The sequence below is a fragment of the Sphingomonas sp. Ell38C01 genome (assembly GCF_055231975.1).
The window spans coordinates 1,040,960-1,054,783 of the sequence record NZ_JBUYVA010000001.1 but is presented as its reverse complement, the minus strand read 5'-3'; the positions used below and the strand labels follow the sequence as shown (position 1 = coordinate 1,054,783).

Below are 13,824 nucleotides of genomic sequence, written 5' to 3'. Positions count from 1 at the left end.
GCCGGGGTACGGTCCTGAGTTGGTCAGCGTGCGCCGAGATCAACCCCCTCACCGCTCCTCGATCGCCTTCCGGATCGCGCGCCAGCTCGCATATTTGAAGTTCTGCGTAGCGGGTGCGTTGTCGCCGTCCTGCGCGACGAACAGCCCCTCGGGATAGGCGGGGCCGAAATCGCCGAGCGCGAGCTCGATGCCGTCGGTGTCGCTCGTCCCGTCGACCGCGCCGTCGGCGAGGCGGAAGCGCCCGGCATAGGTGACGCCGGGCAGCCGGTAGAGCGTGTACGCGCTGTCGCCCTGGCTGGAGACGACCAGATAGCCGCCCTCGCGCCCCTTCGGCGCCAGCGCGAGGCCTTCCGCATCAGCGACCAGCGTGGTGCCATCGACCTTCGCGATCGCGGTCGCGGTGCCGGGTGCGGCGGGATCGGCGTCGAACCGCCAGAGTCCGACATCCTCCTCCGCGACATAGAGCAGGCCCGTCCGGTCGTCGACGACGCAGCCCTCCGCCTGCGTGCCCAGCTTCATGCTGCGCACGGTGCGCACCGCCGGGGTGGCGCCGCGCAGGTCGATCGACACCTGGTCGATGCGGCCGTCCTTCATCACGACGAAGCCGAACAGCGCCTTGTCGCGCGCGCGGGTCCACAGGCACATCCCGTACGCCTCGCCCGCGCCGACCGGATAGCGGCCGAGCGGTTCGAGCCGCGCGGCGGCGGTGTCGAGCCGGAACAGCGCGACATGCGCCTGCGCGACGTCGGCACGGTCGCTGGCCGCGGCGACCACCTGCCCGCCCAGATCGCGCAGGTCGACATTGTTGAGCCGCGCGGCGGGGGTGAAGCTGCGGCGCCTGCCCGACAGGTCGTAGACGTGGATGCCCGCCTTCTTGTCGGTGCCGATGACGAGGCTCTTCGCGGGATCCGTGGCATTGCGCCAGATCGCGGGATCGTCCGCGGCGTCCGCGGCGGTGTCGACCGGATCGGTCTCCGCGACCGCCGCGACCGGCACCGTCACCACCGGTGAAACGACCGGGGTGGTCGCGCAGGCCGAGAGGAGGAGCGCGAGAGGAAGGACCGCGCGCATCACAGCTTCACCCGCACGCCGCCGAACAGCGTATAGCCGAACTTCTCATACTCGTAGGTCCGCTCGCGCACGCCGAAATAGCGCACGCCCGCCGAGTTGGTGAGGTTCTTGCCTTCGAAGAACAGGTTCACCTGCTTCATCACCTGCACGCTTCCGGTCACGTCGAGCTGGCCGCGGCCCTCCCAGTAGAGGTCGAGCGCGGGGACGTCGGCGTTGATCTCGTCGAGATAGTCGGAGCGCTTGGTGTAGGCGACGCGGACGTTGACCGGCCCGCGCTCGTAGAAGACCGAGGCGTTCCACATGTGCTTCGACTGGCCGGGCAGCGCGAAGGTGTCGCGGCCCGCATAGGGTGCCGTCAGCTTCGCATCGCCCTGCGTGTAGGTGTAGTTGGCGAACACGCCCAGCCCGCCGAGCACGCCGGGCAGGAAGCGCAGCTGCTGCTGCCAGTTGAGCTCGACGCCGTAGAGACGGCCGTCGGGCGCGTTCTCGGGCCGGGTCAACAGCGCGGCGACGCCCTGGTACGTGCCCGCGCGGGTGACGGTGTAGCGATAGTCGCTCAGGTCCTTGTAGAAGGCGTTGGCCGAGATGATGCCGAGCGGGCGGATATAATATTCCAGCCCCGCGTCGACATTGTTCGACAGCACCGGACGCAGATCGGGGTTGCCCAGCTCGACGCGGACGGTCGCGCCCTCGGTCGCATCGAGCACCCGGGGCACGATCTGCGGGAAGTTGGGCCGGTTGATCGCGCGGCTGAGCGCGAAGCGACCGATCAGGTTCGGGGTGAACGCCTGCCGCACCGTCAGGTTCGGGAAGAATTTATGATAGCCCGTCTTGGCGATCGTCGCGACCGTCGGCGTGGTCGCGCGGAAGTCGGTCGTCTCGAGGCGGACGCCCGCGATCACCAGCGTGTCGCCCAGCTCCAGCCGGCCCATGCCGAACACGCCCAGGATCTTTTCGTTCGCCAGATAATCCGCCGACAGCGACTGCGGCAGGCGGCGTTCGGACACCGCCTTGGTGCGATCGAAATACGCATCGGCCAGCGACTTGTCGATCGTGCGGCCCAGATCGTAGCCGAAGTTGGTCGAGTCCTGATCGGTCAGGAAGCCGTTGAGCGACGTCGCGGGCGCCGCGCTCGTGCGGCGGTCGCGCAGCCGTTCCTCGTCGGCGTCGATGTTGCGCTCGCGATACTTGCCGCCTGCGCTCAGCGTCAGCGGATGGTCGCCGAGCAGCGTCGGCACGTCCATCCGCAGCTGCGCGCTGAACTCGTCGTTCTTCGTCGCATTGTCGCGATAGGCGTTCTCGCGGAACGCGAAGGTGCCGGTCTGGAGATGCTCCTTCGTCGTGAAGATCGAATAGCGCGGCAGGTCCGCGTCGCCGCCGAAGTCGTAGCTCTGCGTCGGGCGCAGCGTGGAGCGGAACAGCAGCTCGTCGCGGCGCGGATAGGTCTGCTTCGAATTGGTATAGGCCGCGCTGTAGGTCAGCTTGCCGCCGCCCAGGTCATGCTCGGCGCCCGCGGTGACCGTCAGGATCTCGTTCAACTGCGTGCGGTGGCGGATCTGCTTTTCGATGCGGGTGTTGGTATAAGTGCCTGCGGTGTTCGTCGCGCCCGCCTGCAACGTCCCCTCGGTCCACAGGATGCCGAGCCGGTTGCGGAACTCGTTGTCCTCGAACCGCGCATAGGAGCCGCGTGCGTAAAGCCGCGTCGCGTCGTTCGGGCGCCACTCCACCGCGCCGGTGCCCGCGATCCGCTCGCGCTTCGTGTCGTAATCCTTGAACAGCGTCTCGGTCACGCCGAACACGCGCGCGGTGGCGGGGCCGACCAGCGCCCAGGTGTTCTCGACATTGTCGGGCTGGCGATGGGTGCGCGAATAGCTGCCCGACAGCAGCACGCCGAACTGGCGATCGGGACCGAACCGGTCGCTGATCGCGGCCGACGCGCGATAGTCGTTCGTCTCGCCGAACTGGTTGTAGCTCGCGCCCACCATGCCGGTGTAGGAAAAGCCCTTGCGATCGAACGGCGAGCGCGTGGTGATGTTGACCGCGCCCGAGATCGAATCCGCATCCTGCGACGGCAGCAGCGACTTCGTCACCTCGAGGTTGGCGACCACGTCCGACGGGATCGTGTCGAGATCGACCGCGCGGGTGGTGGGATCGACCGAGGCGATCTGGACGCCGTCGATCGAGACCGCGCTGAACTCCGACGGCGCGCCGCGCACGTTGATGTAGCGGCCCTCGCCCTGGTCGCGCTCGATGCCGACGCCGGGCGCGCGCTGGAGCGCCTCGGCGATGTTGGGATCGGGGAAGCGGCCGATCGCGTCCGACGACAGCACGGTGACGGTGTTGTCCGCCACCCGCTGCTGGTTGAGCGCGCGCGCGGTGTTGTCGAGCAGCGACGCGCCCGTCACGACGATGTCGCCGGGCTCGCCGGCGGCGGGCAGCGTCAGCTCGATGCGCGTGCCGCGCTCCGCCATCGTCACGACGCGCGTCTGGCGCGGGCGGCCGAGATAGTCGATCGACAGCGTCACGTCGCCCGACGGCGGCACCGCGATCGTGAAATCGCCCTGCAGGTCGCTCGATGCGTCCGCGCCGGTCTGCTCGACGACGATCCGCGCGCCGGGCAGCGCCGCGCCGCTCGCGTCGTAGATGTGCCCCGAGATCGACGGGCCGGCGACCGCGGCGGCCTGCGAAGGCTCGTCGGTCGGCGCGGCGAACGCCGGGGTCGCGATGGCGAGTGCGAGGAGCGAGGCACCCGCGAACGCGCGGATGCCGGTATCGAGACGGTGCAATGGACTTCCCCCGGATGTGTCCGATCCGCCGGCCTGTCGTTGCCGGTCTCGATCGGATGATGCGGGCGCCCTGCCGCGCGGATGTTACGCGAATTTGCGATTCGCGTGACGAATCCGTGACGGTCGCCGCGAGGCAGGGGAACGTCGGGGTTCGTCATCGGCGATGTGCGGGGGATGGTGGAAGGGGCTGGATTCGAACCAGCGTACGCTTGCACGGGCAGATTTACAGTCAAGTCCCCTGCGATTGCGAGAAATAGCGAGAAGCAACGAAATTGTTGATTTTACGGGAAATTACACCATCTTCTCGTCTCCTACGATTGCGAGGATTTACGAGAAATTCCGGCGGATTCCGTGCGCAATTACACCAGAATTACACACGACTATGACCCGCAATCTACGTGCGCGAGGGCGGGAAAAGGTCGCACCAGCGGTAGAACAGTGACTTTCATCCAAACCATGGATGCACTCTCTACGTTAAAGCTCTCTGTGTTTGATCCTAGAAAATCGTCGTGCATTCGGTATGTGAGTATCGTGATAAACACCTCTGACCGGCCTGCACTATTGGTTTAGCGCTGCCGGTCCTAAAGGTATTAAGTCACATTCAGATTTTATTCATGTTTACGTAAACTTATCTAAATTTAGATAAACCTAGTGTTAATTAGATTTAACATCGCTTTATATATGGTTTTACACCGGTTTTGTTCTCAAACACCATCGACATCACCTCCTCCGCGATCTTCATATCTTCAACTCGGATGATAAGAGAATCATGAACGGGTAACGCTGGCAATCCCTTGTTTGCCAGGACCATTAATATTTCAAGCATTATCTCGCTATCAAGATACTGCAAATCATGACATGTTACGTCAATATCTTCCCATTTTCTGTATAATGGGAAGTGGTCTAGGACTGCCTCTCTCACTTTCTTAAATGGATGATCGCATATGAGGCATCGACCGTCGTTCTTCTCCGCGTAATTAGCGACTGTTTCCGGTGACCATCGATCTGGAATGTTACTGCTACCCATGAGCTGCATCACAAACGCTTTTGCAACACCCCGATCAATACCAATCCCATCGTATGGATCGATATTCGGGTCTAGCGGCATACCCGCTTTCGCGTGCAAGATTGCCGGCTGACAGGCCCTGATATCGATCTCCACTGTAGCATCGCCGTTAATTTTGATACTCGAACGGTCCGCCTTACTCATGCTCTGATAGCTTTCACCATCTGAATAAATGCGGCCGCCCTTGTCGTAATTATACCCTGCCTTACCCCCCTGACTAAATGCCCGGAATAATGATCGGTGACATTTAACTTTGCTACCACCGGTAAAGGCGGTAATGTCAAACCCGTCCAAAAATCTATTCAACTCGTCGATTTTAGTTTTAGATTCAACCACCTTAGGGTGGTGCCAATCTACGGGTAATTTCCTACCCCTCTTTGGTCTTTTATGCCAATCACCTTCGCGACTTCCGCGCAGACGTACAGCATCACCAATGGGCTTCTTATAATTAGGACTAAAATGTCTGGCTAAGTGATTAGCTGTAATCCCATGGGCTTTCGCCCTCTCTTTAAAGAGAGGAGTTACTACGAATTGGGATGCCTTGTCGTCCTTGTGGCTCTTATGGGTAGATTTCTTAGAGCCGCGTTCCCAAGTTAAATACCCGCCCTTTTCGAGCGATTTCAGGGCATTAATCGCAACGACACGACCGACGCCGCAGCCATTAAATGAATCATTTCTGACGGATCGGTAGCAGTAGCTGTCAGGATGACCGTCGATTAGGGTCAGCAGGTCCGCTACAACCGCACCCATGGCGGCTATCGCTTTATCCTGAGGCTTGTACAGGCCCTCATGGGTCTTCTCAACCAACTCTTTGACAAGGCTCTTAGCCTCATCTGACGATGCAATGCGGTTGAGAGACATATGCGTTTCTATCAATCCCTTTAATGGGATCGTATGTTTTCCGTTAGAACATATCTTATTTTTCTTTGAACTCATTGGTATTCATTCTTTCTCTAAACATATATTGAATCTCCTTCTTAATTAAAAAAATAAAGAGGATAGGGACCACGCACACCAGAGGAACCATATAGGGGACGGTTTCTTCGTCGTGCAGGCGCCCTATATTCATCTTCGAGAAAGATGCCAAGATAAATCGAAGACTACACGGTGAGAGGCGCCGCTTTATCTGCGAACACCGGTATTATTGTAATCTATTACTAAATCTATTACTGTGTGAGGTTCAGATATTTACTTCATGCTCTAAGAAGGGGCTACCGTAACCCCCTACTACTATATCTAGGACATCGTGATTTTTGAGAAGGGCATTGCCCTCCACCGCGCTTTTGTGCATCAACGTCGCGCACGCCCTGAAATCGGTCGTGTGGGGCGTGGTAACCCCTTGTCATTCGGTCCGGTCGAGCTTTCTCGGCCGGCTGGCTGCCGCCATGTCCAAGGTCCTACCCTAAAAGCGGTAGCGGCCTTGTCCGAGTGCAGGGTTTACCAACAGCCGGCTCACCGCCGGAGCGCCCCTTGGATTGAAAGGGGGCCTTATGGATCAAGACGGAGAAGAACAGGTTCGGAAGGGCTTCGCTGACCGCACCTTTGAGGGTGGCTGGTCGGCACTTCTGGGATGCCTCGCGGTGCCGGCGGTGGCGATTGGCGTGATCGCGCTAGTGCTAAGCCAATGCAGCAAGACTACCACTTCTGAGGTCACCCCGGTCGCCACCGACACACCGCAGATTTCGAGTTCTGACATCAGCAGTGCACCGGAGAGAACCTACAGCACCGAGCAGCGACAGATGATCTGTCGCGCCGGTATCGCCGCCGTCTTCGGACGCGACCCGAATACGATGACTTCCGCCGATTTGGGCGGCGGTATCACCCGCATCAAATACCGGCGACCCGATGACAAGAAACTCTGGACATCGGATTGTCGCATCGCCGGTAATCGCATCGTCTGGCGAGGCGTGGACGCTTTTGGCGACGATGGACCAGGGCGCTGGCGCGATGGTCCGTATGATGAAGTTCTAACATTCACAATCGAGGGTCGCACCGTCACCACTCTGTCGAGCGATGGGTCCAGCGCCTCGGAAACCTACAAGTTTTGATGTTAGGGATAGTGATATGAAAACGTCCGTATTGGCGATAGCGCTGTTGGTAAGCGGCTGCGCAACTCCCGTCGTCTCTCGCTACAATCCCTCGACGGGTAATGTTTTAGCTCTTCGATCCATGAAACTGGCTGGCATCGGCGTTGGGGAGATTTTAGAACCCGCCAAGGACGATACCAAATGCCGTGGAATCGGCGAGGTTCGTTTACAGGACGGCAAAACACACGCCCAATATATTCGGGGCGCACTAACAGATGAGCTTAGGTTGGCGAACGCCTATGCCGAAAGCAACCCGCGTGTAACGCTAAGCGGACGACTTAGCTCTATCAATTCGTCGTCTGGTCTTGGAACCAGCAAAGGCGTCTGGTTCATTGCGCTAGAGTTGCGTTCCTCGAACGGCAAATCGTACATGTTCGAGACGACCTATAACTTTCGAAGCGGATTTTCGGCACCTGCCGCTTGCAACAACGTTGCCCAGGCATTTACGCCAGCGGTCCAGGATTTGATTGGGACGGTTATTGCGTCGCCAAATTTCGCAGAACTCGTTAAGTAGGATTAAACGCTAAGTGGCAGGTGACTGATGCGGTGCAGTGGTTGCGGTAAGGATATTCCATTCTCGGGTGAGGTTTGCCCTCACTGCATGCGAGATAAGAGCGGCGATCAGCAATCCACCGTAATTGGAATGATTGCGATGGGGCTGGGTGGGTTCGTCGGCAATCTTTTGGGAGGATTCTGGGGAATGATTATGGGTGGGCTGGCGCTGGGCACACTCGCGGTGATTGCCACTGCGGGCTTGACCAAGTCGGCAAAGCAACCACCCCGGGTGCGGATCGACCCCGTGCCCAGGCGACCCGAACCGACTGTTAAGTCAGCCCAAGTCAGCATCGAAACTCGTTTGTCGCGCCTTGATGATCTAAGGTTAGCGAGGACCATCACTGAGGAAGAATATCAGCACCAGAGAGGCGTAATAATATCCTCGCTGTGATTCATATGGTTTGACCCCATCCCTGACCAAACTAAAGACATAATAATTGATTATACTTTAATTTGCTCTCAGGTGGCCTACAAGCGGTATTGGCCTTGGAATGCTATATGCGTAGCTAAATTGATACATCACCTCTGTACGGGCTTCTGAGGGCAATCTAGGGCATATCTGAAAGGCGTGATAGGACTTGAGGACATCAGTCCGAATATTCCGGGCATAGTTGAGCAACTCGACCGCCATTGTCCCAGTCTTTCCGGTAAACCGCGTTCCCACTTCGCAACTGAAAACATGATAGGTCGCGTCCGTCGCTGGTGACAGTGGCAAGGGTACGTCCGTAGCGATCGATCCCTATTCGGTTGATAAGGAGTTTGCGCGTCAGCGCCACGCGAAGGCTGTCGGTGGCGGCAACAGGGTCACCGGGGGCGCAATGACGTCCAGCACGACAATGACCCGGTAGCTCGGGCGCGTCGATACCAAGCAAGCGTATGCGCTCGCCACCGCACCGGATCGTATCGCCATCGGTTACGGTGCATCCCGATATCGTCGCTTCGTGACCAGGCAGGATCGACCTTACGTCGACTATAGGGGCAAGGCCTATCGCTAGCCCGATCGCGGCGGCGCTGGTGAGGATGATGGGGACGGTGCCGGGGTTCATGAACCACCCTTACCGCCTGATTATTGAACGACCGGTTTCGCCCACTAGCGGACGCTGCGATGTGCTGGCATTCTCGCGTCGATGGTGGAAGCCGCACGACTGAAACGCGCTCGCCGACGCTTGCGGGGTGAATTATGCCAACTGCTATTGGTCCGACAAGCCTCGATCTCCCCGCCTGGGTGCAGGCAGTCGGATCGGTGGTTGCAATCGCAATCTCGATATTCATCGTTTCAAGAGAAGATATTAGGCGCAAGAAGGAGCAGAAACGCAAAGATGAGGCTTTCGCTCGCGTCGTCCTTAGCACTTCAGCAGTAGTGCTGAGAACCTGCTATATGCTCGTCCGAAGGCAGATTGACGAATGGATTGATGACGAGGCAGGCCTGCATAGATGGATTAAAAACTTTGAGCTTGACCTAAAAAATCATGAGGCATCGGTCTCACGTTTGAGACAGATACCCCCGCAAGACTGGCCGGACTTAAATGTCGATATGGCCGTATGGTCATGGTACTCCACGGTTGTTCACTGGACCGGTCTGCCGCGTCTTTATATGAACGCAGGTTTGGAATGCAGGGACAGGTTGCCGGAGTTGAGACAAACCATAGAACTTCGGATGATTGACGACCTAGAGCTGATGACCGGTGCTTGGTGGAGCATTGTAGAGTCAGTCCGGCCCTTTGGCGGAAGCTTTGTAGATCAAACCCAATCTATTATGACCGCATTCGTTAACGAAAATCAGGTTTGGATAAGTGCGCTTAAGCTCGCTGTAGAAGCCGAGGAATCCAATAGCACGCAAGAAGCTTAGCGCAACGTTCTCGTCGGCTTCGCAAACTATTCCAAACTGATTAATTTCAAAACTTTAGTCGAGACCCGGCTGAGTTCGCATGATAGTACCTGACCTGCTCCCCAGAAATCATGCCATTGGTAAGTTAGCTCGTCAGATGGAGACGAGTGATGCGGCGAGGCCGATTTACCGAGGATCAGATCATTGGGATGCTGCGCGAGCATGAGGCTGGCGTGAAGACCGCCGAGCTGTGCCGGAAGCACGGGATCAGCGACGCGACGTTCTACAACTGGAAGTCTAAGTACGGCGGGATGACGGTGTCGGAGGCGGCGCGGTTGCGGACGCTGGAAGACGAGAACCGACGGCTGAAGAAGCTGCTGGCGGAATCGATGCTCGACGTGTCGGCGCTGAAGGATCTCTTGGGAAAAAACTGACCCGGTCTGCGGATCGCTACGCTGCGGTGGAGAAGCTGATGGCCGACCGCGGCTTCTCCGAGCGTCGTGCCTGTAGACTGATCGGGGTCAATCGGTCGGCATGGCAATATGAGCCGCTGCGCGGGAAGGACGATGCGGTCCGCGAGCGGATGCGCGAGATCGCCAACGAGCGTCGTCGGTTCGGCTACCGGCGGCTGGCGATCCTGCTGCGGCGTGAGGGCAAGGGCATGAACCTGAAGAAGGTGTACCGGCTGTATCGCGAGGAGCGGCTGACGGTGCGCAAGCGTGGCGGCCGCAAGCGGGCGCTGGGAACGCGAGCGCCGATGGCGATCCCGCAAGAAGCTAACCAGCGCTGGTCGCTCGACTTCGTATCGGATGCATTGGCCTGCGGCCGGCGGTTCCGACTGTTGAATGTGATCGACGACTACAGCCGCGAATGCCTCGCGTGCATCGTCGATACCTCGCTGTCAGGGCGGCGCGTCGTTCGCGAACTGGCCGCCATCGCCGAACGTCGCGGGCTGCCATGCATGGTGGTCAGCGATAATGGGACCGAGCTGACCAGTCACGCCGTCCTCGCCTGGTGCCAGGACACCGGCGTCGAGTGGCACTACATTGCCCCGGGCAAGCCGCAGCAGAATGGCTTTGTGGAATCGTTCAATGGTCGCTTGCGCGACGAGTGCCTGAACGAGCACCTGTTCCCCTCGCTGGCTGCAGCAAGACGGATCATCGAGGCATGGCGGACGGACTACAACACCGTGCGTCCGCACAGCAGCCTTGGCGGGTTGGCACCCGCTGAGTTTACGAACCGCCCCCGCCAGGGGCATATGGACACCGAAGCTAACTTATCAGCGGCCTGAAAACGGGGAGCAGGTCATACCAAGTCGGCTTTCCCGCTTCGTCGTCCTTTCCGGAAAGTGGCACGCCGCCCTGAACGGCGGATACCGCCATCGGCTTTCCCTAAAGCGGCCAGTCCGCTTCCCACCAATCCCTGACATTCGGGTCGCGATCGGGTCGAATGACCGAGAGCGCCCACTTGCGGTTGTTGGTCCGATAAGGCCTATTACCGGAATGGGCTGTAGCGCACCGATGGAACAACAGATAACTGCAAATTTCAACGTGGCCGAGGGGGATGTGAGTTTCGATCGTCGTATGATTTGGTTAACATGCTACCTAACCGGTGATCTGTCGCAACTTAGGCGAACAGCCGACGAACTATCCGCGCAGGGATGGTTCAATACCGGTGGGTGGGAGGTCGGCTTTCTTTACCCAAAGATAGAAATCGAAAGAACACTGGCAACCGCCATTGATAACGCGAAAGCTATTGCAACCATATGTGCCCATAACGGCATCGAGCTAATCAGCATTGATGCTGACACGTCACTTAATGTCGAGAAATCTAGGTTCATTGAATTGTATCGTGCTTAATCCGGGGTACAAGTAATGCTATCGGTTGCCAACGTCGATCATGATGTTAAAATGTGATGATGCTCGTTGGCGCCGCGCTTTTTGTTTTATTGTTCGTGGTTGGCTCCGGCTATCAGACGATTGATTCCTTGCGTAGAGGACGGGCGCGAGGAATCGGTTGGTCAATCAAAAGAGCGGATAATCCGCTCTTTTATTGGGCTGTATTTTTCGTCTATGTCATAAGTGCGCTTTTGGCGGCTACGTTCTTGATGTTGATTGCTGCTGTGATACTTAGCCGATAGGCAGCAATTCCGGCATTATTTCAGTCTCGAAGCCTCCTAATCTTCTGCTTCCAAGCAGCCTCGTCGCGAGGAAACCGATCTGGGGCTGTAGGGACCATGTTGGAGGGGCGGACCTCATATGGGGGTCGGTACATAGAACGGACCCAGATATACGCTAAGGTTTTGCCGGCCCTTCGACGGCGCGGGTCTGGCGAAGCGGTCTGAGGTCGGATGATGGCGTGTCGCCCGCGTTCAGATAGTCGAGGCAGGCTTTCAGCCCCGGTCGATCGTCACGCGTGCCCGATGCCTTGTCGGTATGGAGGTGCCGATGATCGACGCCGGCTGCGACCAGCGCGTCGCGCTGAAGATCCACTGTCTGGCGATCGTCGGCCGACGACACCCGCATATATCCGACCAGCATGTACGACAAACCCCGAAAACCTCGTTCTCGTACACCCTATCAAAGCGACAGGGTTTGTCGAACGATATGACCGAAGGCAGGATCAGCACGACGACAGGACAAGTCGGGGGTGTCGCCTATCAGGTGATTTCCGACATCGATCGCCTGGCTTTGCCGGTCGCATCAAAGTTGCCGTCATCGAGCCACGTCGCAAGACGCGACCTTTGAGCGGGCCATTCCGCTTCCAGGATCGAGAACCAGGCCGTGTCGCGGCGACGGCCTTTGACGATACCGTCACCTCTCCAGATGCCCTCGCCGGTGAAACCGAAACGCCGTGCCGCCCGCACGGATGCCGCGTTCAGTGCATTACAGCGCCACACGACACGGTGATAACCGAGCGCGAAGGCATGTTCCATCATGAGGAACACCGCCTCCGTGGCCGCCCGGGTCCGTTGAAGGCGGGGCGAAAACCAGATGCTGCCGATTTCGATCGCGGCATCGGCCGGCGCAATGTCACAGAATGAGGCCCAGCCTTCGGTCTTCCCGCTGGACGCCGGCATGATTGCGAAGAAGGGCTGATGTTCGAGCTGGGTGATCCGGCCGACATGTTCGGCAAGCGCACCCTCTGTCGGAAAGGGCCCGTATCGCAGATAGGCCCAGGACAGGTCGGCTGATCGAGCCGCGTCCCAGAGGTCGGCCACATGGGACGCCGCCAATGGTTCGAGGACAACGGAGTGACCAACGTGCCGTTCAAACGCGGGGAGCGGTCGGACTGCTTCGGAAACGATCGGGCCTAGCGGTACATCGGTCATCGGCATCTCATACCGAGCCACAGTCCGCGCCGCAACTGACCACCCATCGGTCGGCCATCGTTAGCGTATATCTGGGTCCGTTCTATGTACTGACCCCATATGGTCTGCTGCCGCACCGCGTGCACCGCAGGCGATCCCTTACCGCCCACAGACGCGTATCCCAGCGATTGACCAAGAACCACCGAAACAGCTTCTGCCCATCGACCGTGGACCGATGCCCACACGCGCACCGGCATTCGAGGTTCTTGGCTATCCTCTCTAAATCGGAAAGCGTCGAGAAACGACGATTGGCGCTCACCCTACAACGGCAATGCGATCTGCCGTCGATCATGGACAGGCTGGGGATGCTCCAAGCCCTCCACGATCGCAGTCGCCAGCTCGAAGGCCGCTTCCCGCCTTAACCGTTCGCTGGGAGCGGTAATGCCAACTCTAACCCAACCGGGCGCGGTAAGTATCATGCTGGCGAGCGAGTGGGGGCTAGGCTGTTCCATCACATAGAACAGAGCATGAACATTCAATTCGGGTCAACCGTCATGATCGTCATCACGGTTGCGGGGCTTCTAGCGCCCGATATACGCTCGCTCGTGCGATCCCGAGTTGAGCAGCGATATCGACGGGTCGGACCCCCTGCGCTTTGAGCGCACGGACCTGCCCTGCATCGACGGTTGGCTTACGGCCCTTGTAGCGGCATTCCGCCTTCGCCTTGGCAATTCCCTCCATCTGCCGCTCGCGACGGATCGCGGTTTCGAATTGAGCAAATACACCTAGCATTTGAAGAAAGGCTACACCGGCGGGTGTGGAGGTATCGATTGGTTGCTCGATCGCTTTGAGGAAAGCCCTTTTCGCTTTGACCTTGGCGACGATCGACTCCAGGTCGGCAACAGACCGCGCCAGCCGGTCGATCCGGGTTACAATGAATGTGTCGCCTTCGCGGACAAAGTCGAGAGCATCGCTAAGGGCGGCGCGGTTGTCGGTGCTGGTCCCGCTCTGCTTTTCCGCGAACAGCTTTTCGCATCCGGCAGCGTTCAATGCATCGGTCTGAATCTCTAGCGACTGTCCCGCGCTCGACACCCTTGCATAGCCAACCAGCATCACCGACT

The 13,824-nt window shown here is 58.9% G+C and carries 13 protein-coding genes and 1 pseudogene; 6 read left to right on the top strand and 8 right to left on the bottom strand.

The genetic code is table 11. The annotated features are described in order from the left end of the window. Positions 1-48 precede the first annotated feature (48 nt). The 3 genes from ACV7NO_RS05010 to ACV7NO_RS05000 form a co-directional block, all read right to left on the bottom strand. Entirely contained in the window at positions 49-1,071 is a 1,023-nt protein-coding gene (locus ACV7NO_RS05010; protein WP_463404920.1) for a phytase, read from the bottom strand. Beyond that, entirely contained in the window at positions 1,071-3,857 is a 2,787-nt protein-coding gene (locus ACV7NO_RS05005) for a TonB-dependent receptor (RefSeq protein WP_463404919.1), read from the bottom strand. Before ACV7NO_RS05005 ends, ACV7NO_RS05010 begins: the two co-directional genes overlap by 1 nt. 664 nt (positions 3,858-4,521) lie before the next feature. Next, positions 4,522-5,859, bottom strand: a complete 1,338-nt coding sequence (locus tag ACV7NO_RS05000; RefSeq protein ID WP_463404918.1) for a hypothetical protein — start codon at positions 5,857-5,859, stop codon at positions 4,522-4,524. A gap of 554 nt (positions 5,860-6,413) precedes the next feature. Here ACV7NO_RS05000 and ACV7NO_RS04995 point away from each other — a divergent pair. The 3 genes from ACV7NO_RS04995 to ACV7NO_RS04985 all read left to right on the top strand — a co-directional run bounded on the left by ACV7NO_RS04995 (position 6,414) and on the right by ACV7NO_RS04985 (position 7,956). Further along, on the top strand, positions 6,414-6,971 hold the full coding sequence (locus ACV7NO_RS04995; protein WP_463404917.1) for a hypothetical protein: 558 nt from the start codon (positions 6,414-6,416) through the stop codon (positions 6,969-6,971). Positions 6,972-7,092: 121 nt separating this feature from the next. Then, positions 7,093-7,524 carry a hypothetical protein gene (locus tag ACV7NO_RS04990; RefSeq protein ID WP_463404916.1) on the top strand — a complete coding sequence of 144 codons (432 nt, stop codon included), beginning with the start codon at positions 7,093-7,095 and terminating at the stop codon, positions 7,522-7,524. Between the two features lie 87 nt (positions 7,525-7,611). Then, complete coding sequence (locus ACV7NO_RS04985) at positions 7,612-7,956, top strand: hypothetical protein (protein ID WP_463404915.1); 345 nt, start codon at positions 7,612-7,614, stop codon at positions 7,954-7,956. Positions 7,957-8,152: 196 nt separating this feature from the next. Here the strand turns inward: ACV7NO_RS04985 and ACV7NO_RS04980 are convergent, their stop codons facing one another. Continuing rightward, complete coding sequence (locus tag ACV7NO_RS04980; protein ID WP_463404914.1) at positions 8,153-8,611, bottom strand: thermonuclease family protein; 459 nt, start codon at positions 8,609-8,611, stop codon at positions 8,153-8,155. Positions 8,612-8,808: 197 nt separating this feature from the next. Between ACV7NO_RS04980 and ACV7NO_RS04975 the strand changes: the two genes are divergently transcribed. The 3 genes from ACV7NO_RS04975 (at position 8,809) to ACV7NO_RS04965 (ending at position 11,252) form a co-directional block, all read left to right on the top strand. After that, positions 8,809-9,414 (top strand): hypothetical protein, encoded by a 606-nt coding sequence (locus ACV7NO_RS04975; RefSeq protein ID WP_463404913.1) that lies wholly within the window; start codon positions 8,809-8,811, stop codon positions 9,412-9,414. Between the two features lie 149 nt (positions 9,415-9,563). Continuing rightward, a protein-coding gene (locus tag ACV7NO_RS04970; RefSeq protein WP_463404912.1) for an IS3 family transposase occupies positions 9,564-10,684 on the top strand; the annotation gives its coding sequence in 2 pieces (ribosomal slippage) (positions 9,564-9,810 and positions 9,810-10,684; 1,122 coding nt in all). A gap of 211 nt (positions 10,685-10,895) precedes the next feature. Further along, the gene (locus ACV7NO_RS04965; RefSeq protein WP_463404911.1) at positions 10,896-11,252 is read left to right on the top strand and encodes a hypothetical protein; all 357 of its coding nucleotides are present in this window, start codon (positions 10,896-10,898) and stop codon (positions 11,250-11,252) included. A 501-nt stretch (positions 11,253-11,753) separates the two neighbouring features. Here ACV7NO_RS04965 and ACV7NO_RS04960 read toward each other — a convergent pair. The 4 genes and pseudogenes from ACV7NO_RS04960 to ACV7NO_RS04945 all read right to left on the bottom strand — a co-directional run. After that, positions 11,754-11,933 (bottom strand): annotated as a pseudogene (locus ACV7NO_RS04960) (recombinase family protein); the annotation flags it as partial. A gap of 119 nt (positions 11,934-12,052) precedes the next feature. After that, positions 12,053-12,724 (bottom strand): GNAT family N-acetyltransferase, encoded by a 672-nt coding sequence (locus ACV7NO_RS04955; RefSeq protein WP_463404910.1) that lies wholly within the window; start codon positions 12,722-12,724, stop codon positions 12,053-12,055. A gap of 299 nt (positions 12,725-13,023) precedes the next feature. Continuing rightward, positions 13,024-13,215 (bottom strand): DUF6771 family protein, encoded by a 192-nt coding sequence (locus ACV7NO_RS04950; protein WP_463404909.1) that lies wholly within the window; start codon positions 13,213-13,215, stop codon positions 13,024-13,026. Between the two features lie 52 nt (positions 13,216-13,267). After that, positions 13,268-13,816: a recombinase family protein gene (locus ACV7NO_RS04945; RefSeq protein WP_463404908.1), complete on the bottom strand. Its 549-nt coding sequence runs from the start codon at positions 13,814-13,816 to the stop codon at positions 13,268-13,270. Between the last annotated feature and the right edge of the window lie 8 nt (positions 13,817-13,824).